General features: G+C 61.2%; 19 protein-coding genes. 13 read left to right on the top strand and 6 right to left on the bottom strand.

Annotated elements, in window-relative coordinates; genetic code table 11:
- The first annotated feature begins 30 nt into the window (after positions 1-30).
- A complete protein-coding gene (tusA, locus tag ACXX81_RS15395) occupies positions 31-273 on the top strand; it encodes a sulfurtransferase TusA (protein ID WP_209990075.1) in 243 nt (80 codons plus the stop codon).
- Here tusA and ACXX81_RS15390 read toward each other — a convergent pair.
- Positions 270-1,664: an MATE family efflux transporter gene (locus tag ACXX81_RS15390; protein WP_209990078.1), complete on the bottom strand. Its 1,395-nt coding sequence runs from the start codon at positions 1,662-1,664 to the stop codon at positions 270-272. The genes tusA and ACXX81_RS15390 overlap by 4 nt on opposite strands.
- A gap of 180 nt (positions 1,665-1,844) precedes the next feature.
- Here ACXX81_RS15390 and pdxB point away from each other — a divergent pair, with 180 nt between their 5' ends.
- A complete protein-coding gene (gene pdxB, locus ACXX81_RS15385; protein ID WP_458571988.1) occupies positions 1,845-2,987 on the top strand; it encodes a 4-phosphoerythronate dehydrogenase PdxB in 1,143 nt (380 codons plus the stop codon).
- Between the two features lie 57 nt (positions 2,988-3,044).
- Here the strand turns inward: pdxB and ACXX81_RS15380 are convergent, their stop codons facing one another.
- Positions 3,045-3,212, bottom strand: coding sequence for a PA1571 family protein (locus ACXX81_RS15380; RefSeq protein ID WP_209990085.1), 168 nt, complete (start codon positions 3,210-3,212; stop codon positions 3,045-3,047).
- A gap of 243 nt (positions 3,213-3,455) precedes the next feature.
- Here ACXX81_RS15380 and ACXX81_RS15375 point away from each other — a divergent pair, with 243 nt between their 5' ends.
- Complete coding sequence (locus ACXX81_RS15375; protein ID WP_458571987.1) at positions 3,456-5,213, top strand: ABC transporter transmembrane domain-containing protein; 1,758 nt, start codon at positions 3,456-3,458, stop codon at positions 5,211-5,213.
- A gap of 254 nt (positions 5,214-5,467) precedes the next feature.
- Here the strand turns inward: ACXX81_RS15375 and ACXX81_RS15370 are convergent, their stop codons facing one another.
- The gene (locus ACXX81_RS15370; RefSeq protein WP_209990091.1) at positions 5,468-7,396 is read right to left on the bottom strand and encodes a transglycosylase SLT domain-containing protein; all 1,929 of its coding nucleotides are present in this window, start codon (positions 7,394-7,396) and stop codon (positions 5,468-5,470) included.
- Between the two features lie 213 nt (positions 7,397-7,609).
- Between ACXX81_RS15370 and ACXX81_RS15365 the strand changes: the two genes are divergently transcribed.
- Positions 7,610-9,532, top strand: coding sequence for an ATP-binding cassette domain-containing protein (locus ACXX81_RS15365; protein WP_209990093.1), 1,923 nt, complete (start codon positions 7,610-7,612; stop codon positions 9,530-9,532).
- A gap of 95 nt (positions 9,533-9,627) precedes the next feature.
- On the opposite strand, the gene ACXX81_RS15360 is transcribed toward ACXX81_RS15365, so the two are convergent.
- On the bottom strand, positions 9,628-10,068 hold the full coding sequence (locus tag ACXX81_RS15360; protein ID WP_209990097.1) for a universal stress protein: 441 nt from the start codon (positions 10,066-10,068) through the stop codon (positions 9,628-9,630).
- 105 nt (positions 10,069-10,173) lie between these two features.
- Between ACXX81_RS15360 and ACXX81_RS15355 the strand changes: the two genes are divergently transcribed.
- From ACXX81_RS15355 to ACXX81_RS15325, 7 genes are all read left to right on the top strand, one after another.
- The gene (locus ACXX81_RS15355) at positions 10,174-10,611 is read left to right on the top strand and encodes a hypothetical protein (protein WP_231422139.1); all 438 of its coding nucleotides are present in this window, start codon (positions 10,174-10,176) and stop codon (positions 10,609-10,611) included.
- 481 nt (positions 10,612-11,092) lie between these two features.
- Entirely contained in the window at positions 11,093-13,240 is a 2,148-nt protein-coding gene (gene fadB / locus ACXX81_RS15350) for a fatty acid oxidation complex subunit alpha FadB (RefSeq protein WP_209990103.1), read from the top strand.
- Between the two features lie 30 nt (positions 13,241-13,270).
- Positions 13,271-14,446, top strand: coding sequence for an acetyl-CoA C-acyltransferase FadA (gene fadA, locus ACXX81_RS15345; RefSeq protein WP_003234046.1), 1,176 nt, complete (start codon positions 13,271-13,273; stop codon positions 14,444-14,446).
- Between the two features lie 96 nt (positions 14,447-14,542).
- The gene (locus ACXX81_RS15340) at positions 14,543-14,779 is read left to right on the top strand and encodes a DUF1653 domain-containing protein (RefSeq protein ID WP_057009560.1); all 237 of its coding nucleotides are present in this window, start codon (positions 14,543-14,545) and stop codon (positions 14,777-14,779) included.
- Positions 14,780-14,893: 114 nt separating this feature from the next.
- Positions 14,894-17,515 carry a type I DNA topoisomerase gene (gene topA / locus ACXX81_RS15335; protein WP_209990106.1) on the top strand — a complete coding sequence of 874 codons (2,622 nt, stop codon included), beginning with the start codon at positions 14,894-14,896 and terminating at the stop codon, positions 17,513-17,515.
- Between the two features lie 115 nt (positions 17,516-17,630).
- The gene (locus ACXX81_RS15330) at positions 17,631-18,152 is read left to right on the top strand and encodes a DUF6586 family protein (RefSeq protein ID WP_209990109.1); all 522 of its coding nucleotides are present in this window, start codon (positions 17,631-17,633) and stop codon (positions 18,150-18,152) included.
- A 383-nt stretch (positions 18,153-18,535) separates the two neighbouring features.
- Positions 18,536-18,769 (top strand): hypothetical protein, encoded by a 234-nt coding sequence (locus ACXX81_RS15325; protein ID WP_209990112.1) that lies wholly within the window; start codon positions 18,536-18,538, stop codon positions 18,767-18,769.
- Between the two features lie 58 nt (positions 18,770-18,827).
- On the opposite strand, the gene sulA is transcribed toward ACXX81_RS15325, so the two are convergent.
- Entirely contained in the window at positions 18,828-19,301 is a 474-nt protein-coding gene (gene sulA / locus ACXX81_RS15320) for an SOS-induced cell division inhibitor SulA (protein WP_209990116.1), read from the bottom strand.
- 8 nt (positions 19,302-19,309) lie between these two features.
- Positions 19,310-19,918: a transcriptional repressor LexA gene (gene lexA / locus ACXX81_RS15315; RefSeq protein WP_003172575.1), complete on the bottom strand. Its 609-nt coding sequence runs from the start codon at positions 19,916-19,918 to the stop codon at positions 19,310-19,312.
- Positions 19,919-20,181: 263 nt separating this feature from the next.
- Here lexA and ACXX81_RS15310 point away from each other — a divergent pair, with 263 nt between their 5' ends.
- Both ACXX81_RS15310 and nagZ read left to right on the top strand, forming a co-directional pair.
- A complete protein-coding gene (locus ACXX81_RS15310; protein ID WP_003234056.1) occupies positions 20,182-20,889 on the top strand; it encodes a TetR/AcrR family transcriptional regulator in 708 nt (235 codons plus the stop codon).
- 135 nt (positions 20,890-21,024) lie between these two features.
- Complete coding sequence (nagZ, locus tag ACXX81_RS15305; RefSeq protein ID WP_209990122.1) at positions 21,025-22,035, top strand: beta-N-acetylhexosaminidase; 1,011 nt, start codon at positions 21,025-21,027, stop codon at positions 22,033-22,035.
- Positions 22,036-22,151 lie beyond the last annotated feature (116 nt).

The raw sequence follows: 22,151 nt of genomic DNA, 5'->3' as shown, positions 1-22,151 counted from the left end.
ACTGGAGCGGGTGTGTTTCAGGAGTGATGTATGAGTGAATTACCCATTGACGGCACCCTCGACGCCACCGGCCTCAACTGCCCGGAGCCGGTGATGATGCTGCACCAGCACATCCGTGACCTGGCGCCAGGCGGCCTGCTCAAGGTGATCGCGACCGACCCTTCCACCCGTCGCGATATTCCCAAGTTCTGTGTGTTCCTGGACCACGAACTGGTTGAACAGAAAGAAGAGGCCGGCACCTACCTGTACTGGATTCGCAAGAAAGTCGATTAAACCCGCGCCTTACCGGCGTGAATACGTCGGCGTGCACTGCGCGCCAGGCGCACCAGCAACATGCCTGCGGCGCAACTCAAGCCGACGATCAGGCCTTGCCACAAGCCGCTCGGGCCGCTGGCTGCGCCCAGCCAGTCGGTGAGCCCCAGGGCGTAGCCCACCGGCAGGCCCACGCCCCAATAGGCGAACAAGGTCAGCACCATGGTCACCCGGGTGTCCTGGTAACCGCGCAACGCACCGGCGGCGGTGACCTGGATCGAGTCCGAAAACTGGAACAGCGCGGAAAACACGATCAGCGTCGAGGCGAGGTGGATCACCACCGGGTCCGGCGTATAGATCGCCGCGATCTGCTCGCGAAACAGCAGCATCAGGCTGCAGGACAGGCAGGCATAGGCCAGCGCCGTGCCCATGCCGACTCCGGCGGCAAAGCGCGCCTCACGGGGTTCGCCACGGCCCAGGGCCTGGCCGACGCGCACGGTCACGGCCATGCTCAGGGAGTAGGGGATCATGAACACCAGCGAGCTGACGTTCAGCGCGATCTGATGGCCCGACACCACGGTGGCGCCAAGGCTGCCGAGCAACAGGGCGATCACGGCAAAAATGCTCGACTCGGCAAAGATCGCCACGCCAATCGGCAGGCCAATGCCCAGCACGCGTTTGATCACCGCCCATTGCGGCCAGTCGAAACGCTTGAACAGTTCGCTGCTCTGGTAGGCCGCGCCCCAGCGAGTCCAACAGGCCAGGCCGAGCATCATCACCCACATTGCAATCGCCGTGGCCCAGCCGCAGCCCACGCCGCCCATGGCCGGCACACCGAAGTGGCCGTAAATGAAGATGTAGTTCAGCGGGATGTTCAGCGCCAGGCCGCACAGGCCCATGACCATGCTCGGCCGGGTGCGGCCCAGGCCGTCACTGAAACAGCGCAGCACGTAATACAGCGCAATCGCCGGCATGCCGGCGGCGATGCCATGCAGGTAGCCCATGGAGGGCGCGATCAGGTCGGGCTCAACCTTCATCGCCTGCAGCACCGGCTCGGCGCACAGCAGCAACAGCGCGCCGCACAGACCGACCACCACCGCCAGCCACAGGGACTGACGCACCAGCGGCCCGATCTCGCTGAACTGGCCCGCGCCGTAACGCTGGGCGACTTTGGGCGTGGTGGCCAGCAGGGTGCCGGTCATCAGCAGGTACACCGGAATCCAGATCGAGTTGCCCAGGCCCACCGCCGCCAGGTCCTCAGGGCTGACCCGCCCGGCCATCACCGCGTCGACGAAGCTCATCGCGGTGGTGGCCAGTTGACCGATCATGATCGGCAGGGCAAGCGTCAGCAGGCCGCGCACTTCCCGGCGGATGCGGGCGGGGCGGGTGAGAGGGGCGGTGGCAGTGTTCACGTACAGATGTCCAATCAAAGGCAAAGCGCAAGGACCGCGGATTCTACGCGTTGACGCAATGGTCAGGAAAAAACCTGTGTTGGGGATTTGTAAACGGCGTCGGCCAGAGGTGGGAGGGGTTCTTCAGTGTGAGTCAGATCGCAAGGCTGTACACTGCCGTTCCGCCAAAGGAGCCCCGCCATGCTGATTGTTGCCGACGAGAATATTCCGCTGCTCGATGAGTTTTTCCAGGGCTTTGGTGAGATTCGCCGCGTGTCCGGCCGCGCCATCGACCGCGCCACGGTCGAGCAGGCCGACGTGCTGCTGGTGCGCTCGGTGACTAACGTCAATCGGGCCTTGCTCGAGGGCAGCCACGTCAAGTTCGTCGGCACCTGCACCATCGGCACCGATCACTTGGACCTCGACTACTTCCAGCAGGCCGGCATTCACTGGTCCAGCGCCCCCGGTTGCAACGCGCGCGGCGTGGTGGACTACGTGCTCGGCAGCCTGCAGACCCTGGCTGAAATCGAAGGCGCCGACCTCGCCCAGCGCACCTACGGCATCGTCGGTGCCGGTGAAGTGGGCGGGCGGCTGCTCAAGGTGCTCAAGGGGCTGGGCTGGAACGTGCTGGTGTGCGACCCGCCACGGCAGATCGCCGAAGACGCAGACTACGTGAGCCTGGACCAGATCATCGAGCAGTGCGATGTGATCAGCCTGCACACGCCGCTGATCAAGTCCGGCAATGGTGCAACCTGGCGCCTGTTCGATCGCGAGCGTCTGCGGCAGCTCAAACCCGGCACCTGGCTGATCAACGCCAGCCGCGGCCCCGTGGTGCACAACGCCGCCCTGCGCGAGGTGCTGCTGGAGCGTGAAGACCTGCAGGCCGTGCTGGATGTGTGGGAGGGCGAACCGGAAGTGGACGTCGACCTGGCCGACCTCTGTGTACTGGCGACGCCGCATATCGCCGGCTACAGCCTGGACGGCAAGCAGCGCGGTACGGCGCAGATCTATCAGGCGTTGTGCGCGTACCTTGGCCAGGCGCCCGGCATTGCCCTGAGTGACCTGCTGCCGCAGCCGTGGTTGGCCGAGGTGCAGTTGAATGCATCCACCGACCCGGCCTGGGCACTGGCCACGCTGTGCCGCAGCGTGTACGACCCGCGGCGCGATGATGCGGATTTCCGCCGCAGCCTGGTGGGAACCGTGCAGGAGCAGCGCAAGGCCTTCGACCTGCTGCGCAAGCATTACCCCGAACGCCGCGAAATCGATGGCTTGAAGGTGCGGATCAATGGCCAGTCGCCGGTGCTGTCGAACATTGCGCGCGCGTTGGGCGCCGAGGTCGTTTAAGCGCCCATAAAAAACCCGGCCATCAAGGCCGGGTTTACAAGAGCGTTGGCGCTCGCCTCATTGGGCAGGCTTGACCAATCGCTGCTCCAGTTCGCTGCAGGCTTGCTGGATCATCTCTTCGGTAATCTGTACTTCGCGGCCCTTGGCGTCGATATACGAGCAAGGCAACTGCTGCGGTTGGCGGATCACTTCAATCTTGGCATTGCTGCTGTTTTGCAAGGTCATGGCCTGTCTCCTCATCAGGTTGTGTCCCTATTCTAAAACCCCCGCGTGACCGCGCTGTGACAACTCCCTGCACACTCACCGGTTCGAACGACAAGTGCACCAGAAACCACCATGGATTTCCAGTCGCGCGTTAGACCGATAGCCTCTAGGAGCCCGGTTCGCTGGGCATAATTAACCTGACTCATTGTTATTCGCCCAAGTTCCCCCAATGTTGAGTACAGGTTCCCCATCGGTAATGCCCTCATGTTCTCAGTCCGTCAACGCCGTGCGATTCGCCTGGCCAGTCGCTTTATCGCGCCCTATCGCTGGCAGGCGCTCGGTGCCTTGCTGGCGCTGATCGTTACCGCCGGCATCACCTTATCCATGGGGCAGGGTATTCGCCTGTTGGTGGACCAGGGTTTCATGACGCAATCCCCGCACCTGCTCAATCAGTCCATCGGCCTGTTCATGCTGCTGGTGCTGGGCCTGGCAGTGGGCACGTTTGCGCGGTTCTACCTGGTGTCGTGGATCGGCGAGCGGGTGGTGGCGGACATTCGCCGGCAGGTGTTCAACCACCTGATCTACCTGCACCCAGGCTTCTATGAGAACAACCGCAGCTCGGAAATCCAGTCGCGCCTGACCACCGACACCACCTTGCTGCAATCGGTGATCGGCTCGTCGCTCTCGCTGTTTTTGCGCAATGCGCTGATGGTCATCGGCGGCATCGTGCTGCTGTTTGTCACCAACCCCAAGCTCACCAGCATCGTGGTGGTGGCGCTGCCGCTGGTGCTGGCGCCGATCCTGATTTTCGGGCGGCGTGTACGCAGCCTCTCGCGGCAGAGCCAGGACCGCATAGCCGATGTGGGCAGCTACGTGTCCGAGACCCTCGGCCAGATCAAGACGGTGCAGGCCTACAACCACCAGGTGCAGGACGAGCAGCGCTTCGCCGTGACCGTGGAAGAGGCTTTCGCCACCGCGCGCAAACGCATCGCCCAGCGTGCCTGGCTGATTACCCTGGTGATCATGCTGGTGCTCGGTGCCGTGGGCGTGATGCTGTGGGTGGGCGGCATGGACGTGATCAACGGGCGCATTTCCGGGGGCGAGCTGGCTGCGTTCGTGTTTTACAGCCTGATTGTCGGCAGCGCCGTCGGCACCCTGAGCGAAGTGCTCGGTGAGCTGCAACGCGCCGCCGGTGCGGCCGAGCGCATCGGTGAGTTGTTGCAGTCGAGCAACGAGATTAAAGCCCCGGTGGAGGGCACGGTGCGCTTGCCGGAGCGTGTCAGCGGGCGCCTGGAATTGCAGGACCTGCGCTTTGCCTACCCGTCGCGCCCGGACACTTACGCCATCGACGGCTTGAGCCTGAGCATCAACCCCGGCGAAACCCTGGCACTGGTCGGCCCCTCCGGCGCGGGCAAGTCGACGCTGTTCGACCTGCTGCTGCGTTTCTACGACCCGCAGCACGGTCGCATTTCGCTTGAAGGCCACGCGCTGACCGAACTCGACCCTCTGGACCTGCGCCGCCACTTCGCGCTTGTTTCACAGAACCCGGCGCTGTTTTTCGGCAGCGTCGAAGACAACATCCGCTACGGCAATCCGTCCGCCACCCGTGAACAGGTTGAGGCCGCGGCGCGTATCGCCCATGCCCACGACTTCATCCTGCAAATGCCCGACGGCTACCAGACGCACCTGGGCGAAAGCGGGCTGGGACTGTCCGGTGGCCAGCGCCAACGCCTGGCCATTGCCCGCGCGCTGCTGGTGGACGCACCGATCCTGCTGCTGGACGAAGCCACCAGCGCCCTCGACGCCCAGAGCGAACACCTGATCCAGCAGGCGCTGCCGCAACTGATGCAGGGCCGCACCACCCTGGTGATCGCGCATCGGCTGGCGACAGTAAAGAATGCGGACCGGATTGCGGTGATGGACCAGGGCAAGCTGGTGGCGGTCGGCACGCACCAGCAGTTGATTGCGAGCAATGCGCTGTACGCGCGCTTGGCGGCGTTGCAGTTCAGTGTGGACAAGTAGCGCCACGCTTGTGGATACACCCCACGTTTCAGGCAGCCACACTCCTGTGGCGAGCGGGCTTGCCCCGCGTTGGGGTGCGAAGCGCCCCCAATCAAGCAAAACGCGGTGTACCTGATACGGCTCAGCGCCTGGCTTTGGGGCTGCTGCGCAGCCCAACGCAGGACAAGCCTGCTCGCCACAGGGAATCTGCGCTTAACTGAACGGCATTAGGGCAAGCCCGCTCGCCACGATAAGCGCGCTTTCACATTTGGCTATTACTGATCGTCGAAATAGCGCTCATGCCAATCCACCAACGGCTGTGGCGAATTGAGCTTCTGTCCGTAGATCACCGAATAAGACAGCACGTTCTGCACATACTGACGGGTTTCATCGAACGGGATGCTTTCCACCCACACGTCGAAACTCAGGTGGTCGGCACCGCGCAGCCACTGGCGTACGCGGCCTGGGCCGGCGTTGTAGGCGGCGGAGGCGAGCACGCGGTTGCCGTTGAATTGGCTGTGCACCTGGCTCAGGTAGGCGGCGCCGAGCTGGATGTTCTTGTCAGGGTCGAGCACCTGGGCCGGTGAGGCCAGGGGGATGCTGAATTTGCGCGCGGTCTCCTTGGCGGTGCCCGGCATCAGTTGCATCAGGCCGCTGGCGCCGACGCCGGAGCGCGCGTCGTCCATGAACGCACTTTCCTGGCGGGTGATGGCGAACACCCAGCTCGAATGCAAACCACGCACCTTGGCTTCGCGCACCAGGGTGTCGCGGTGGGCCATGGGGAAGCGGATGTCCAGGTCATCCCAGTACTGCGCCTGGCTGATGGTGCGGATCGCCGGGAAGTACCATTTCATGTCGTAGGCCAGCCTGGCCTGGGCGACCATTTCATCGCGGTTGAAGTGACGGCTGACGTGATACCACTCGCGGCGCCCGTCGACGATCTGGCCACGCGCATAGAACTCCATTGCGCGGCGCACGCCCGGTGTATTGCGCACCTTGTTCATCAGCGCCTGGCTCATCACCAGCGGTTTGTTGGTGAGCTGGTACGGCGACCTGGAGCGGTCGGCGGCGAGGAAACCGTAGAAATCCCGTTCCTTGGCGACGTTTTTGTACAGCACCATGGCTTGCGGATTTTTCGGCTCGGCCAGTTCCAGGCTGCGGGCCTGCCAGTAGCGCCAGCGGTTAGTGGTAGCCAGGTCCTGTGGCAGTTTGCGGGTGAGCTGGTAGGCCTCTTCCCAACGTGCCAGGCGCAGCAGCAGGCGCAGGCGCCATTCGGATACCGTGTTGTCGCGCAGTTCGGGGTCGTACTGGGTCATCACGTCGAGGGCGCGCGGGTCATAGCGGCGGGCCAGAGTCAGGCCGATTTCGCGGGCGATCGACACTTTTTCGTCACGGGAAAAGTGCATGCTGCTGGCGTAGCCGTCGAGCAGGGCCATGGCTTTGTCCGGGTCCTGGCGTGCCAAACGACGCAGGCCCAGGCCCACGGCATCGGACATGGCCTCGTTGGCCGGCAGGAAGCGTGACGGGTCGCTGAGCATGTCGGGCTTTTGCGCCACATCCACCATCAAGCGGCCCTGGGCGCCGAGGGTGGGCAGGGTTTTCACCAGACTATTGGCCAGCGCGTAGTTACGCGCTTCGGCGGCGAGCTTGGTGCGGTCCCAGATTTTCTGTTCGGTAAGTTGCCCGGCTGCCGCCCACTGGCCGAAGGTGACATCACAGGCGGAGGGTTGGGTTTTGCCGGTCATCCACAGCTTTTCGGCGGTCTTGTAGCCTTCGGCCTTCAGGTTGTGGGTGAGCTGGTATTGGCCGTGCAGGCAGTCCAGCTCAACAAAATTGAGCTTGGTGTCGTAGTACTTTTCAAAGGTCTGCCAGTCGCCACGTTCGGCGAGCCAGCGCAACCAACGTAGCTTCATCCAGTTGGCCTGGGGCAGGTCGCCGTTTTTGGCGAGGAACTGCTCGATTTCCTCGTTGCTCGCGCTTTTAAGGCGCGCGGTCAATTCGTCATAGGCCAGGTAGGGCGTCAGCGGATAGTCGGCCAGCGCCTGGCTGTATTGCATGTAGGGGCCGGTATCGCCCTTGGCCAGCGCACGTTTGGCTTCATCGTAGTATTGACGTTGGGTGGTGAGGTCCACGGCCTGGGCGGATTGGGCGGCGGTGGCGGAAAGAAGCAGACAGGATAAAAAGTTGAAAAGGCGACTGCGCATGAGACGTCCGTGCAGAGAAATCACGACTAGCACCGGCACCGCCGACACTGATTGCCCCTAGCTTAGCCTTTTGCCAGCGACCGGCGAAAGCTTTGCCGGGAGGTTCGTTCAAGTTCGACGGAAATGTCCTACAGAACGTGTCGACATCGAAAAAGCCGACCGCATCCGACCCTCAACTCAGGTAGAATGCGCGCCCGGTTTTTGGAGAAGTGTATGACCCTGCTCAAATTCAGCGATGTGTCCCTTGCTTTCGGCGCTATGCCGTTGTTGGACAAGGTGTCCTGGCAGATCGCCCGTGGTGAGCGGGTGTGCATCATCGGCCGCAACGGCACCGGCAAGTCGAGCATGATGAAGCTGGTAAAGGGCGATCAGAAGCCCGATGACGGCTCTGTCTGGCGCGCTCCGGGCCTCAAGATCGGCGAATTGCCGCAGGAATTGCCGGTGGCCGACGGACGGACAGTGTTCGACGTGGTCGCCGAAGGCCTCGATGGCGTGGGCGAGTTGCTCGCGCAATACCATCACCTGGCGCAGAACTGCGTCACCGAAGAAGACCTGGACAAGCTGATGCACGTGCAGCAGGCGCTGGAAGCCCGTGACGGCTGGCGCTTGCAGCAACTGGTCGACAGCACCCTCAGCCGCCTGCAGTTGCCGGCCGACAAGACCCTCGCTGAGTTGTCCGGCGGCTGGCGTCGTCGCGTACTGCTGGCCCAGGCGCTGGTGTCCGAGCCGGATCTGCTGCTGCTCGACGAGCCGACCAACCACCTGGACATCGGCGCTATCGCCTGGCTTGAAGAAGCCATCAAGGACTTCCAGGGCGCCGTGCTGTTCATCACGCACGACCGGGCGTTCCTGCAGAGCCTGGCCACGCGCATCCTCGAGCTGGACCGTGGTGGTCTGATCGACTGGAACGGCGACTACGCCAGCTTCCTGGTGCACAAAGAGGCTGCGCTGTCCGCTGAAGAAACCGCCAATGCGCTGTTCGACAAGAAGCTGGCCCAGGAAGAAGTCTGGATCCGCCAGGGCATCAAGGCGCGCCGCACCCGTAACGAGGGCCGTGTGCGCGCACTCAAGGCCTTGCGTGTTGAGCGTGGTGAGCGTCGCGAGCGTACCGGCAAGGCCAATATCCAGCTGGACACCGCTGACAAGTCGGGCAAGCAGGTAATGGTGCTGGAGAACGTCAGCTTCCATCACCCGGGCGGTCCGTTGCTGATCAAGGACTTCTCCATGGTGCTGGCACGCGGCGACCGTATCGGTCTGCTGGGCGCCAACGGCACCGGCAAGACCACCTTGCTCAAACTGATGCTCAATGGCCTGCAACCGACCAGCGGCAAGGTGGAAGAGGGCACGCGTATCGACGTGGCCTACTTCGACCAGTTGCGTCACCAGTTGGACCTGGAAAAAACCGTGATCGACAACGTTGCCGAAGGCCGCGACTTTATCGACATCGACGGCCAGAGCCGCCACGTTCTGAGCTACCTCGGCGACTTCCTGTTCAGCCCCCAGCGTGCGCGCACGCCGGTCAAGGCGTTGTCCGGCGGTGAGCGTGCGCGCCTGTTGCTGGCCAAGCTGTTCAGCAAGCCGGCCAACCTGCTGGTGCTCGATGAACCGACCAACGACCTCGACGTGGAAACCCTCGAACTGCTGGAAGAAGTGCTGCTGACCTTCAACGGCACCGTACTGATGGTCAGTCACGACCGGGCATTCCTCGACAACGTGGTCACCAGCACGCTGGTCTTCGAAGGTGAAGGCAAGGTGCGTGAATACGTCGGTGGTTATCAGGACTGGCTGCGCCAGGGCGGCTCGCCGCGTCTGCTGGGCGTGACCGAGAGCAAGTCCGGCAAGGCCGACCTGACCTCCGCCGTGGTTGCACCGGTGGCGGCCGCACCTGCGCCCGCGCAGGACGCAGCGCCGGCGGCCAGGAAGAAACTCAGCTACAAGCTGCAGCGCGAGCTGGAAGCCTTGCCGGGAGAGATCGAGGCCAAGGAGCAGCAGATCGCCGCAGTCGAAGCAGAAATGGCTGATGCGGGTTTCTACCTGCGCCCGGCGGCAGACACCGCCAAGGTCATCGCCTCCCTGGAGACGTTGAACCAGGAGCTGGAAGTGCTGGTTGAGCGTTGGGCCGAGCTGGATGCCTGAGTGATTGCTGGGCAATAAAAAACCCGGTGTTCATCTGATGAACACCGGGTTTTCTATATGAAGTGCGATTCAAAATGTGGGAGGGGCCATCGGTCTTACGAATTTTTTACCAGCTTGACGGCCAGTACATCGCACGGCGCGCCGTGCAGAACATCATTGGCAGTAGAGCCCAGCAACAACGCCAAACCGTGACGACCATGGCTACCCACCACGATCAAGTCGCACGCCTTTTCCTTGGCCAAGTGGTGGATTTCCTGGCGCGGTTGGCCGTATGTCAGGTGGCAGTCGTCCTTTTTCAGGTGAGGGTATTTGAGAATCAAACGGTCCAGGCGCTCCTTGGCCTGGTCAAATTGTTGTTGCTGCAACTGGGAAAGGTCCATCGGTACGTCACCGCCAAAGGCCATGGCCATGGGCTCGACGATATGCACCAGCGACAATATGGCGCCATTGGCCAGTGCAGATTCCTGCGCGCGCTTGATCACCGGATCGCACTCTTCGGTCAGATCGACAGCGACCAGAATATGTTTGTAGGGCATGAGGCGTTCCTCCAAGGGACTGCAATAAGTTCAGTATGGCTGCTTTCAAGCGGATGGGGTTGCGTCAGGTCAAATCCGCTCATCTAGAAATTCGGGAGTACACATATGACGGTGTGGATAGTGGTGTCAATCCTTGCGGTGGTTTTAAGCCCCCTGGCTTGGCTGCGCCCGTCGCGCCAGCAGAGCGGACGCATGGCCCTGCGCATGGAGGCGCGACGCATCGGCCTGGCCATGCAACTGGCGCCGCAGGAGTGGCCGCACTGGCTCAAGCACGAGCCGCCAAGCCCGTGTGCGCAGTATTGCCGGCCACGACGCGGCAGTGCGCCGGCCCTTTGGAGCTACTGGCAGCTGGAGCCAGGCGTGTGGGTCAACCAGTGGCGCGAGGTGTGCGTGGAGGAGGCCTTGCTGGCGCATTTTGCAACGCTGCCGGCCAATGTCTACAAGGTCGAAGCGGACAAGCAGATGATCGCCGTTTACTGGGGCGAAAAGGGCGAGGCGGGTGTACTCAGAGACATCGACGCGTTGCTCAAGGCCCTGGCCTGAAAGCCGCGCGATAAAAAGCCCGACATTCATCATCGGGCTGGAGTTGGCCAGGCAGGCCGGTAATGCTGTTTGTCGCGTCGGATGTTCATCCTGGCGCAGTAAGGTACTCGCTAGCCTAGCGGGCTTACCTGTTCTGTACAGCCCTTTTGCATAATCCCTGCATTATTGATTCAGTGAATAATTGAATATTCCCTCTGTGCGGGGCTAGGGTTGTGGTTCCTGAAATGACTGGAAAGTCGTGTTTTTCCTGGCCTTTGGAGCGATTGACAATTGCCCGGAATTGGATGAAGGTGGCGTACCCAAATCAAACGGGCGTATGAATTGAGCGTTTGTCTGTCAGATGCTTCATACATAATCCCGACTATCGCATTGGCGGGTGTGCCTGGCGGATGGGCGTGAACATTGGGCAAAACCTCAATGTCCAACCCTAGGCCAGCGTCCAGTGTGTACTGTTCAGCTTCCATATCGTGGAGATCAGTTGATGATTTACGAAGGTAAAGCCATCACGGTTAAGGCTCTTGAAAGTGGCATCGTCGAATTGAAATTCGACCTCAAGGGTGAGTCCGTCAACAAGTTCAACCGTCTAACCCTGAACGAACTGCGTCAGGCCGTAGACACCATCAAAGCGGATGCTTCGGTCAAGGGCGTGATCGTCTCCAGCGGCAAGGACGTGTTCATCGTCGGCGCTGACATCACCGAATTCGTCGACAACTTCAAGCTTCCCGATGCGGAGCTTGTGGCCGGCAACCTCGAAGCCAACAAGATTTTCAGCGATTTCGAAGACCTCAACGTACCTACCGTTGCCGCGATCAACGGCATCGCGCTGGGCGGCGGCCTGGAAATGTGCCTGGCCGCAGACTTTCGCGTGATGTCGGCGACTGCCAAAGTCGGCCTGCCCGAAGTCAAGCTGGGCATCTACCCGGGCTTTGGCGGCACCGTGCGCCTGCCGCGCCTGATCGGTGCCGACAACGCCATCGAGTGGATCGCCGCCGGCAAGGAAAACAACGCTGAAGACGCACTGAAAGTCGGTGCCGTCGATGCTGTGGTTGCCCCTGACAAGTTGGCTGAAGCTGCGCTGAACCTGATCAAGGGCGCCATCAGCGGCGAATTTGACTACAAGGCCAAGCGGCAGCCGAAGCTGGAAAAACTCAAGCTCAACGCCATCGAGCAAATGATGTCGTTCGAAACCGCCAAGGGTTTCGTGGCGGGTCAGGCCGGCCCTAACTACCCGGCGCCGGTTGAAGCGATCAAGACCATTCAGAAGGCAGCGAACTTCGGTCGCGACAAGGCCCTGGAAGTGGAAGCGGCCGGTTTCGTCAAGCTGGCGAAGACCTCGGCGGCCCAGAGCCTGATCGGCCTGTTCCTGAACGATCAGGAACTGAAGAAAAAAGCCAAGGCCTACGACGAGATCGCCAAAGACGTGAAACAGGCTGCCGTACTCGGCGCCGGGATCATGGGCGGCGGTATCGCCTATCAGTCGGCGTCCAAGGGCACGCCGATCCTGATGAAAGACATCAACGAGCACGGTATCGAGCAAGGCCTGGCGGAAGCCGCCAAGCTGCTGGTCGGCCGCGTGGACAAAGGTCGCATGACCGCGGCGAAAATGGCTGAAGTGCTTAACGGCATTCGTCCTACGCTGTCTTACGGTGACTTCGGTCACGTCGATCTGGTGGTCGAAGCCGTCGTCGAAAACCCGAAGGTCAAGCAGGCCGTACTGGCCGAAGTGGAAGCGCAGGTCAAGGACGACACCATCCTGGCCTCCAATACCTCGACCATTTCCATCACGCTGCTGGCTCAGGCCCTCAAGCGCCCGGAAAACTTCGTCGGCATGCACTTCTTTAACCCGGTGCACATGATGCCGCTGGTGGAAGTGATCCGTGGCGAGAAGTCCAGCGAGCTGGCCGTTGCCACCACCGTGGCCTACGCCAAGAAAATGGGCAAGAACCCGATTGTGGTCAACGACTGCCCGGGCTTTCTGGTCAACCGCGTGCTGTTCCCCTACTTCGGCGGTTTCGCCAAGCTGGTCAGCGCCGGCGTGGACTTTGTGCGCATCGACAAGGTGATGGAAAAGTTCGGCTGGCCCATGGGCCCGGCGTACCTGATGGACGTGGTCGGCATCGACACCGGCCACCACGGTCGCGACGTGATGGCTGAAGGCTTCCCGGACCGCATGAAAGACGACCGCCGTTCGGCGATCGACGCGCTGTACGAGGCCAAGCGCCTGGGTCAGAAGAACGGCAAGGGCTTCTACGCCTACGAGGCCGACAAGAAGGGCAAGCAGAAGAAAGTGGCCGACCCGTCGGTGCACGAAGTGCTGGCGCCGGTCATCTACGAGCAGCGTGAGGTGTCCGACGAGGACATCGTCAACTGGATGATGATCGCCCTGTGCCTGGAAACCGTGCGCTGCCTGGAAGACGGCATCGTCGAAACCGCCGCCGAAGCCGACATGGGCCTGGTGTACGGTATTGGTTTCCCTCCGTTCCGTGGCGGTGCGCTGCGTTACATCGACTCGATCGGTGTGGCCGAGTTCGTTGCCCTGGCTGACAAATACGCCGATCTGGGCCCGCTGTACCACCCGACCGCCAAGCTGCGTGAAATGGCCAAAAATGGCCAGAGCTTCTTCGGTTAAGCGCCCCCGGACATTAGAGCGAGACTATTTATGAGCTTGAATCCAAGAGACGTCGTGATTGTCGACTTCGGTCGCACCCCGATGGGCCGCTCCAAGGGCGGCATGCACCGCAACACCCGCGCCGAGGACATGTCGGCGCACCTGATCAGCAAATTGCTGGAGCGCAACGTCAAGGTCGACCCCAACGAAGTCGAAGACGTGATCTGGGGCTGCGTCAACCAGACCCTGGAGCAGGGCTGGAACATCGCGCGCATGGCGTCGTTGATGACCCAGATCCCTCACACTGCAGCGGGCCAGACCGTGAGCCGCCTGTGCGGTTCGTCGATGAGCGCGCTGCACACCGCCGCGCAGGCGATCATGACCGGCAACGGTGATGTGTTCGTGGTAGGCGGCGTGGAGCACATGGGCCACGTGAGCATGATGCACGGCGTCGATCCCAACCCGCACATGTCGCTGTACGCGGCAAAAGCGTCGGGCATGATGGGCCTCACCGCAGAAATGCTCGGCAAGATGCACGGCATCACCCGTGAAGCCCAGGACGCGTTTGGCCTGCGTTCCCACCAGCTCGCCCACAAGGCGACCGTGGAAGGCAAGTTCAAGGATGAAATCATCCCGATGAACGGTTACGACGAGAACGGTTTCCTCAAACTGTTCGACTACGACGAAACCATTCGTCCGGATACCACCCTGGAAAGTCTGGCGGCCTTGAAGCCGGCATTCAATCCGAAGGGCGGCACCGTGACGGCCGGTACGTCGTCGCAAATCACCGACGGTGCCTCGTGCATGATCGTGATGTCCGCGCAGCGTGCCCAGGACCTGGGCATCCAGCCGATGGCGGTGATTCGTTCAATGGCTGTGGCGGGTGTGGACCCGGCGATCATGGGCTATGGTCCGGTTCCGGCCACGCAAAAAGCCTTGAAACGCGCAGGCCTGACCATCGCCGATATCGACTTCTTCGAACTCAACGAAGCTTTCGCCGCACAGGCCCTGCCGGTGCTGAAAGATTTGAAAGTGCTCGACAAGATGAACGAGAAGGTTAACCTGCACGGCGGCGCAATTGCCCTGGGTCATCCGTTTGGTTGCTCCGGTGCACGTATCTCCGGTACTTTGCTTAACGTGATGAAGCAAAATGGCGGCAACCTGGGTGTTGCAACCATGTGCATTGGTCTTGGCCAAGGCATCTCCACCGTCTTCGAACGCGTCTAAGCGTTGCTTGGCGGAACGCCGGGGCCCAGTGCCCCGGTTTTTGTTTTTTGGCGTTTTGTAATATTTTTTTTACGAATTTTCTAAGGGGGCCGCAGCATGAAAGTCGAACCAGGGCTCTACCAGCATTATAAAGGTCCGCAATACCGTGTTTTCAGTGTGGCGCGGCACTCCGAAACCGAAGAACAAGTAGTGTTTTACCAAGCACTGTATGGCGATTACGGCTTTTGGGTGCGTCCCTTGAGCATGTTCGTGGAGTCCGTCGAAGTTGACGGCGAGCAGGTCCCGCGCTTTGCTTTGGTGCAGGCCGAACCCAGTCTTTTTTCAGGGCAATAACGGCAGGTCGCGCAGAGTGCTGCGCTTGACCTCACCTTGTTGCCACTATATATAGCGTTGCCGCGTCAGGCGCCAACTGCCTTTCACTTCTCGAATTCAGGAATTTTCCGATCCATGGGCAAATCGCTGGTCATTGTGGAATCCCCGGCTAAGGCCAAGACCATCAACAAGTACTTGGGCAACGAGTACGTGGTGAAGTCGAGTATCGGCCATATCCGAGACCTGCCCACCAGCGGTTCGGCTAGCGCCAGCAAGGAGCCTGCCGCCAAACGCGGCAAGGCCGCCGCGGGCGAAGGTCCGGTACTCACGCCAAAAGAGAAAGCGCGCAAGCAACTGGTCTCGCGCATGGGTGTGGACCCGGATCATGGCTGGAAGGCCAAGTACGAAATCCTTCCGGGCAAGGAAAAGGTCATCGAAGAGCTGCGCCGGCTCGCCAAGGATGCCGACACCATCTATCTCGCGACGGACTTGGACCGCGAAGGGGAAGCCATTGCCTGGCACCTGCGCGAAGCCATCGGTGGTGACGACAGCCGCTACAAGCGGGTGGTGTTCAACGAAATCACCAAGAAAGCCATCCAGGAAGCGTTTTCCAAGCCGGGCGAGCTGGACATCGACCGTGTCAACGCCCAGCAGGCGCGTCGTTTCCTCGACCGTGTGGTGGGTTACATGGTTTCGCCACTGCTGTGGGCGAAGATTGCCCGTGGCCTGTCCGCCGGTCGGGTGCAATCGGTAGCGGTCAAGCTGGTGGTGGAGCGTGAGCGCGAGATCCGTGCGTTCAACCCCGAAGAGTACTGGGAAGTCCACGCGGACCTCGGCACCGCCAAGGGCAACAATGTGCGCTTTGAAGTGGCCCGCGAGAAAGGCGAGGCGTTCAAACCGCTGAACGAAACCCAGGCCATGGCCGCGCTGGAGAAGCTCAAGGCCTCCAGCTATAGCATCGTCAAGCGTGAAGACAAGCCGACCAGCAGCAAGCCGTCGGCGCCGTTCATCACCTCCACGCTGCAACAGGCCGCGAGCAACCGGCTGGGCTTCGGTGTGAAGAAAACCATGATGATGGCCCAGCGTCTGTACGAAGCTGGCTACATCACCTATATGCGTACCGACTCCACCAACCTGTCCCAGGACGCGGTGGCAATGGCGCGTACCTATATCGAAAGCGAATTCGGCAAGAAGTACCTGCCGGAGAAGCCGAACGTCTACAGCAGCAAGGAAGGCGCCCAGGAGGCTCACGAAGCGATTCGTCCTTCCGACGCCAACACTGAGCCGAGCAAGCTGAGCGGCATGGAACGCGACGCCGAGCGCCTGTACGAGTTGATCTGGCGCCAGTTCCTGGCGTGCCAGATGCTGCCGGCGCAGTACCTGTCCACCACGGTGAGCGTGGGTGCCGGCGACTTCGAGCTGCGTGCCAAGGGCCGTATCCTCAAGTTCGACGGCTACACCCGCGTGATGCCGCAAATCGCCAAACCGGGTGATGACGATGTACTGCCGGACATGGCCCAGGGCGACACGCTGAAGCTGATCAAGCTCGACCCGTCCCAGCACTTCACCAAGCCACCGGCTCGTTACTCGGAAGCCAGCCTGGTGAAAGAGATGGAAAAACGCGGCATCGGTCGTCCTTCGACCTACGCGGCGATCATCTCCACCATCCAGGACCGTGGCTACGTAGCGCTGCACAACCGTCGCTTCTACTCGGAAAAGATGGGCGATATCGTCACCGAGCGTCTGTCCGAGAGTTTCTCCAACCTGATGGACTACGGCTTTACCGCCGGTATGGAAGAGAACCTCGATGACGTGGCCCAGGGCGAGCGCGACTGGAAAAACGTGCTGGACGAGTTCTACGGCGACTTCAAGAAGAAGCTCGAAGTGGCCGAAAGCCCTGACACCGGCATGCGCGCCAACCAGCCGGTGATGACTGACATTCCGTGCCTGACCTGCGGCCGGCCAATGCAGATTCGTACCGCGTCCACCGGCGTGTTCCTCGGCTGCTCGGGCTACAGCCTGCCGCCCAAGGAGCGCTGCAAGGCCACCGTTAACCTGGTTCCGGGCGATGAAATCGCCGCCGATGACGAGGGTGAGTCCGAGTCGCTGGTGCTGCGTGGCAAGCATCGCTGCCCGATCTGCAGCACGGCGATGGACGCTTACCTGCTGGACGAGAAGCACAAGCTGCACATCTGCGGTAACAACCCGGATTGCAACGGTTACGAGATCGAAGAGGGCAGCTACCGCATCAAGGGCTATGAAGGCCCGAGCCTGGAGTGTGACAAGTGCGGCAGTGAAATGCAGCTCAAGACCGGCCGTTTCGGCAAGTTCTTCGGTTGCACCAACCCGACCTGCAAGAACACCCGCAAGCTGCTTAAAAGCGGTGACGCAGCGCCACCGAAGATGGACCCGGTGAAGATGCCCGAGCTCAAGTGCGAGAAGGTCAACGACACCTATATCCTGCGCGACGGTGCGTCGGGGCTGTTCCTGGCGGCCAGCCAGTTCCCGAAAAACCGCGAGACCCGTGCACCGCTGGTGCTGGAAATCGTGCCGCACAAGGACGAAATCGATCCCAAGTACCACTTCCTGTGTGAAGCGCCGAAGAAGGACCCGGATGGTCGTCCAGCCGTGATCCGCTACAGCCGCAAAACCAAGGAGCAGTACGTGCAGACCGAAGTGGACGGCAAGCCGACTGGCTGGAAAGCCTTCTACGACGGTGGCAAGTGGAAGGTGGAGGACAAGCGCCAGGGCGCTTGATTCGCTAGTCTGTTAAGGTTGAAAGCCGTCTGTATAGACGGCTTTTGCTTTTTGTAGGAGCGAGTTTGCTCCCACACTGTCAGCATCAGGCTTATTCGTTGTGGAGATTGCCGTCATGGCCAACGAACTCTATACCCGTACCAACCAGAAAATTTACTTCGCGGGTTTGTCCCTGGAAGCCCTCGGCCGTGCCGAGCAAGGCAAAGAGATGAACGCTATCGCGCTGACCCAGGCCGGTCGGGAAGCTGCCTTGTTTCATCTGTATGGTGCGTTACTGGGGCTGTGCCATGAAATCGCCGGGTACTACCGTCTGCCGCAGGCCGGTGCGCCCCGTGCGGAATTGATCATGACCCGTGAAGTGCTGGAGAGTATGGCTATTCCCGAGCTGGCCGAGCTGGTGGAAATGGCCCAGAGCCCGGACAGCTGGATAGCGCGCCTGCTCAAGGCTCATGCCGACATGTTCCAGCCGCCGCGTGTGCCTCACGTGCCCAAGGGGGATGTGACACAGCCGTTGATTGTGGCTATTTCGCTGGAAGACGATGAGCCCAAGCCGTTGAGCCGTGAGGAGTTGGAAAGCTGGCGCCAGGAGCTGAAAAAGCTGGCGTTGCGCTTTCGCGAAGGTTTGAACGAGTGCTGAAACGGCGTCACTGATGCTCACAGGTCAAAGCTGTGGGAGATTCCAGCGCCGTCGCGCAGCAAACTGGAGTCTCTGTGGCTAGCGGTTTTTTTGTGTCTAGCGGGCTTTTTGTGGCGAGCGGGCTTGCCCCGCGTTGGGGGCAAGCGCCCCCCCAGTCAAGGAAAGCGCGGTGTACCTGACGCTACGCAGCGCATGGTTTTGGGGCTGCTACGCAGCCCAACGCGGGGCAAGCCCGCTCGCCACAGGTGTGTGGTTGCCTGAAATAGCTCATGCTTTTGCGCTAAAGCGCCATTCATCAAGCCGTAAAGAAACCTCTTCAGTTCCACAGCGAAGCCGGGTGGATGACTGATATAATCCCGGCCTTTCGTGGAGAACAGATTTTTATGCCGACGTCCTTTCTGGAAATTGTTGAACTGCCTGACGGCCGCATCGAACTGCGCCGGGCTGAGGACGAAGGTTCTCTGGTTATTCTGGACTTTTCCGAGGACGCCAAGGTGTTCCTGCAAGGCCAGCACGTGGAAGTGGCAAAAGCCATGTTGAGCGTGGGTGTGCAGATGGCCGGTCGTCTGGCGGAAGGTGAGCCGGAGAAAGACGATGGCCCGAAGGTACTTCACTGAATCACTGCCAAGGCTGAATGGATTTTTGTGGCAAGCCCGCGTGCCACAAAAAACCCGTTTACCCCAGTCGAATATTCAAACTCTGCGCATCACCCATGCGAGCAGCACTGATCAGTTGCTGTTTGGTTGTCGGGTTCAAAGGATTCAACCAGCTCACCACCGTATGGCTACGGCCCAGGCGCAATGCTTCGCAGGTTAACTGCTGGGCGCTTTGCAGGCCGCGTGGCTGCAGCAACAGGATGCGCTCGCGATTAAGGCCGGCGTCCCGCAGCCAGGCCTGAGTAAGGCTGGCGGGCGGGGCGATCAGCGTCAACCAGCGCGCGTCCTGCTCCTCGCTCAATTCCCGAAGGATCGGCGCCAGCAGGCTCAGGCAGTTCCCGGCAGCACCGCGCAACGACAATTCACTGAACGCCTCGGCCTCGGACCCCCACGGGGCCTCGACCGTTTCCTTGAGCAGCGGCGCAAGTGGTTGAGCCATGAAGGCCTCAAACAGCGACAGTTGTGCCTGTTGCGGGGTGTGCATGAACTGCATGATGCCTCCTAGCGGCGTATGACGCCGACACTCAAGCCTTCGATCACCAGGTCCTGATCTTTCAGGTTCACTTCAATCGGGGCGAACTCAGGGTTCTCTGCCAGCAGCCAGACCTTGCTGCCTTCACGCTTGAAGCGCTTGACCGTCACTTCATCGCCGATACGGGCGACGACGATCTGGCCGTTACGCGCTTCGCGGGTGGTGTGCACTGCCAGCAGGTCACCGTCGAAAATGCCCACGTCCTTCATGCTCATGCCATGTACCCGCAGCAGGTAGTCGGCGCGAGGGTGGAAGAAAGTCGGATTGATGTTGCAGGATTCCTCGACGTGCTGCTGCGCGAGGATCGGCGCACCGGCAGCGACTCGGCCAATGATCGGCAGGGTCGACTCGTCGGCCTTGGCTTCAAAGCCGGGGATACGGATTCCCCGTGAAGCGCCGGGAGTCATCTCGATCGCGCCTTTGCGGGCGAGGGCCTTGAGGTGTTCTTCAGCGGCGTTGGGGGATTTGAACCCCAGCTCCAGCGCAATTTCCGCTCGCGTCGGCGGGTAGCCGTTGTCATCGAGGCAGCGCTTGATAAAAGCCAGAATCTCAGCTTGGCGTGGCGTCAGTTTTAGCATGTTGATCGCTCTGTCTTTTTATACAGTGACTGGGATTATATACAGTGGACTGCGCTTGGCAATCATCCTTTTCCACACCGCCGCTGGACGGTCATTCGGCAGGCTTCCCACAAGGCAGAGATAGCGCTGCCTACACACCGTCAAGGATGTGATTAAATACCGGTGAAAAAGGTGACTGCCCGGCCGGAAAACGAACTCACAGGCTTGACAAGACATACCTTGAAACGTATGTTTCAAACAAGTGTTTGTCAGGCGGAGTAGCCATGGCCCAGTCGGAAACCGTTGAACGCATTCTCGATGCCGCCGAGCAATTGTTCGCGGAAAAAGGATTCGCCGAAACTTCATTGCGCCTGATCACCAGCAAGGCCGGGGTTAACCTGGCCGCAGTGAACTACCATTTCGGCTCGAAAAAAGCCTTGATCCAGGCGGTGTTTTCGCGCTTTCTGGGGCCGTTCTGCGCCAGCCTCGACCGCGAGCTGGAGCGCCGCCAGGCCAAGGCCGACCACAAGCCGAGTCTGGAAGACCTGTTGGAGATGCTCGTCGAGCAGGCCCTGGTGGTTCAACCGCGCAGCGGAAACGACCTGTCGATCTTCATGCGCTTGCTGGGCCTGGCGTTCAGCCAGAGCCAGGGCCACCTGCGTCGTTACCTTGAAGACATGTATGGCAAGGTGTTCCGTCGCTACATGTTGCTGGTCAACGAAGCCGCTCCGCGCATTCCGCCCATCGAACTGTTCTGGCGCGTGCACTTCATGTTGGGCGCGGCCGCGTTCAGCATGTCCGGGATCAAGGCACTGCGTGCGATTGCCGAGACCGATTTCGGCGTCAACACCTCCATCGAGCAAGTGATGCGCCTGATGGTACCGTTCCTGGCCGCCGGCATGCGCGCCGAAACCGGTGTCACCGACCCAGCCATGGCTGACGCCCAACTGCGCCCACGCAGCAAAACTGCACCCGTGCCCGCCAAGGTTTGACCGCTGCGGGTGTGCTTGGCTGCTTGCATCCGCTAAAGTAGCCGCCATGCCGATTTCAGCTATTTACTCGCACCCCGTCGTGCTCACCGTACCTGGTGAGGGCGACGGGGTGTGCGCGTTATTAAAGGAAGGTTTATGACTGCTGCCCTGCAAGGTTCTTTGATGGTCGACGTTGCCGGCACATGGCTGACGGCCGAGGATCGCCACTTGTTGCGCCAGCCTGAGGTCGGCGGTCTGATCATTTTTGCGCGCAATATCGAGCATCCGCGGCAGGTGCGTGAGCTGAGCGCGGCGATACGCGCGGTGCGTCCGGACCTGCTTCTGGCGGTCGATCAGGAGGGCGGTCGCGTACAGCGCCTGCGCCAGGGTTTTGTACGCCTGCCGGCCATGCGTGCGCTGGCGGACAACCCCAACGCCGAATACCTGGCCGAGCAGTGCGGCTGGATCATGGCCACTGAAGTGCTGGCGGTTGGCCTGGACCTGAGCTTCGCCCCGGTGCTGGACCTGGACTACCAGCGCAGCGCCGTGGTGGGCACCCGTTCCTTCGAGGGCGACCCCGAGCGCGCTGCCGTACTCGCCGGTGCCTTTATTCGCGGCATGAACAGCGCCGGTATGGCCGCCACTGGTAAACACTTCCCCGGCCACGGTTGGGCCGAGGCGGATTCCCACGTCGCCATTCCCAATGACGAACGCAGCCTGGAGCAGATTCGCGCCAATGACCTGGTGCCTTTCGCGCGGCTGAGTCGGCAATTGGCGGCAGTGATGCCGGCGCACGTTATCTACCCGCAGGTTGACGCCCAGCCAGCCGGCTTTTCGCGACGCTGGTTACAGGACATCCTGCGTGGCGAGTTGCAATTTGACGGTGTGATTTTCAGCGATGACCTGTCCATGGCCGGCGCCCATGTGGTCGGCGACGCCGCCAGCCGTATCGAAGCAGCGCTGACTGCCGGCTGCGACATGGGGCTGGTGTGCAACGATCGCGCGGCCGCCGAGCTTGCACTCACCGCCGCGCAACGGATGAAGGTCACGCCCTCTGCGCGCATTGCGCGGATGCGCGGCCAGGCAATTGCGTCGACGGACTACAAGCAGGACCCGCGTTGGATGCTGGCGACAGGTGCGCTGCGGGATGCGCAATTGATCGAGTGACAGGCGGTGTTTGTCCGCGGCTTCAAGTGTAGGAAGCCTCCGAATCAAGTGGCTGTACGTTCGTACTGGTAGGCAGGACATATCCGTCTTTATCTGTTTAACGGCCGGTGTAAAGT

Source organism: Pseudomonas sp. GNP013 (genome assembly GCF_054343995.1).
This window is presented reverse-complemented; position numbering and strand designations above follow the sequence as displayed.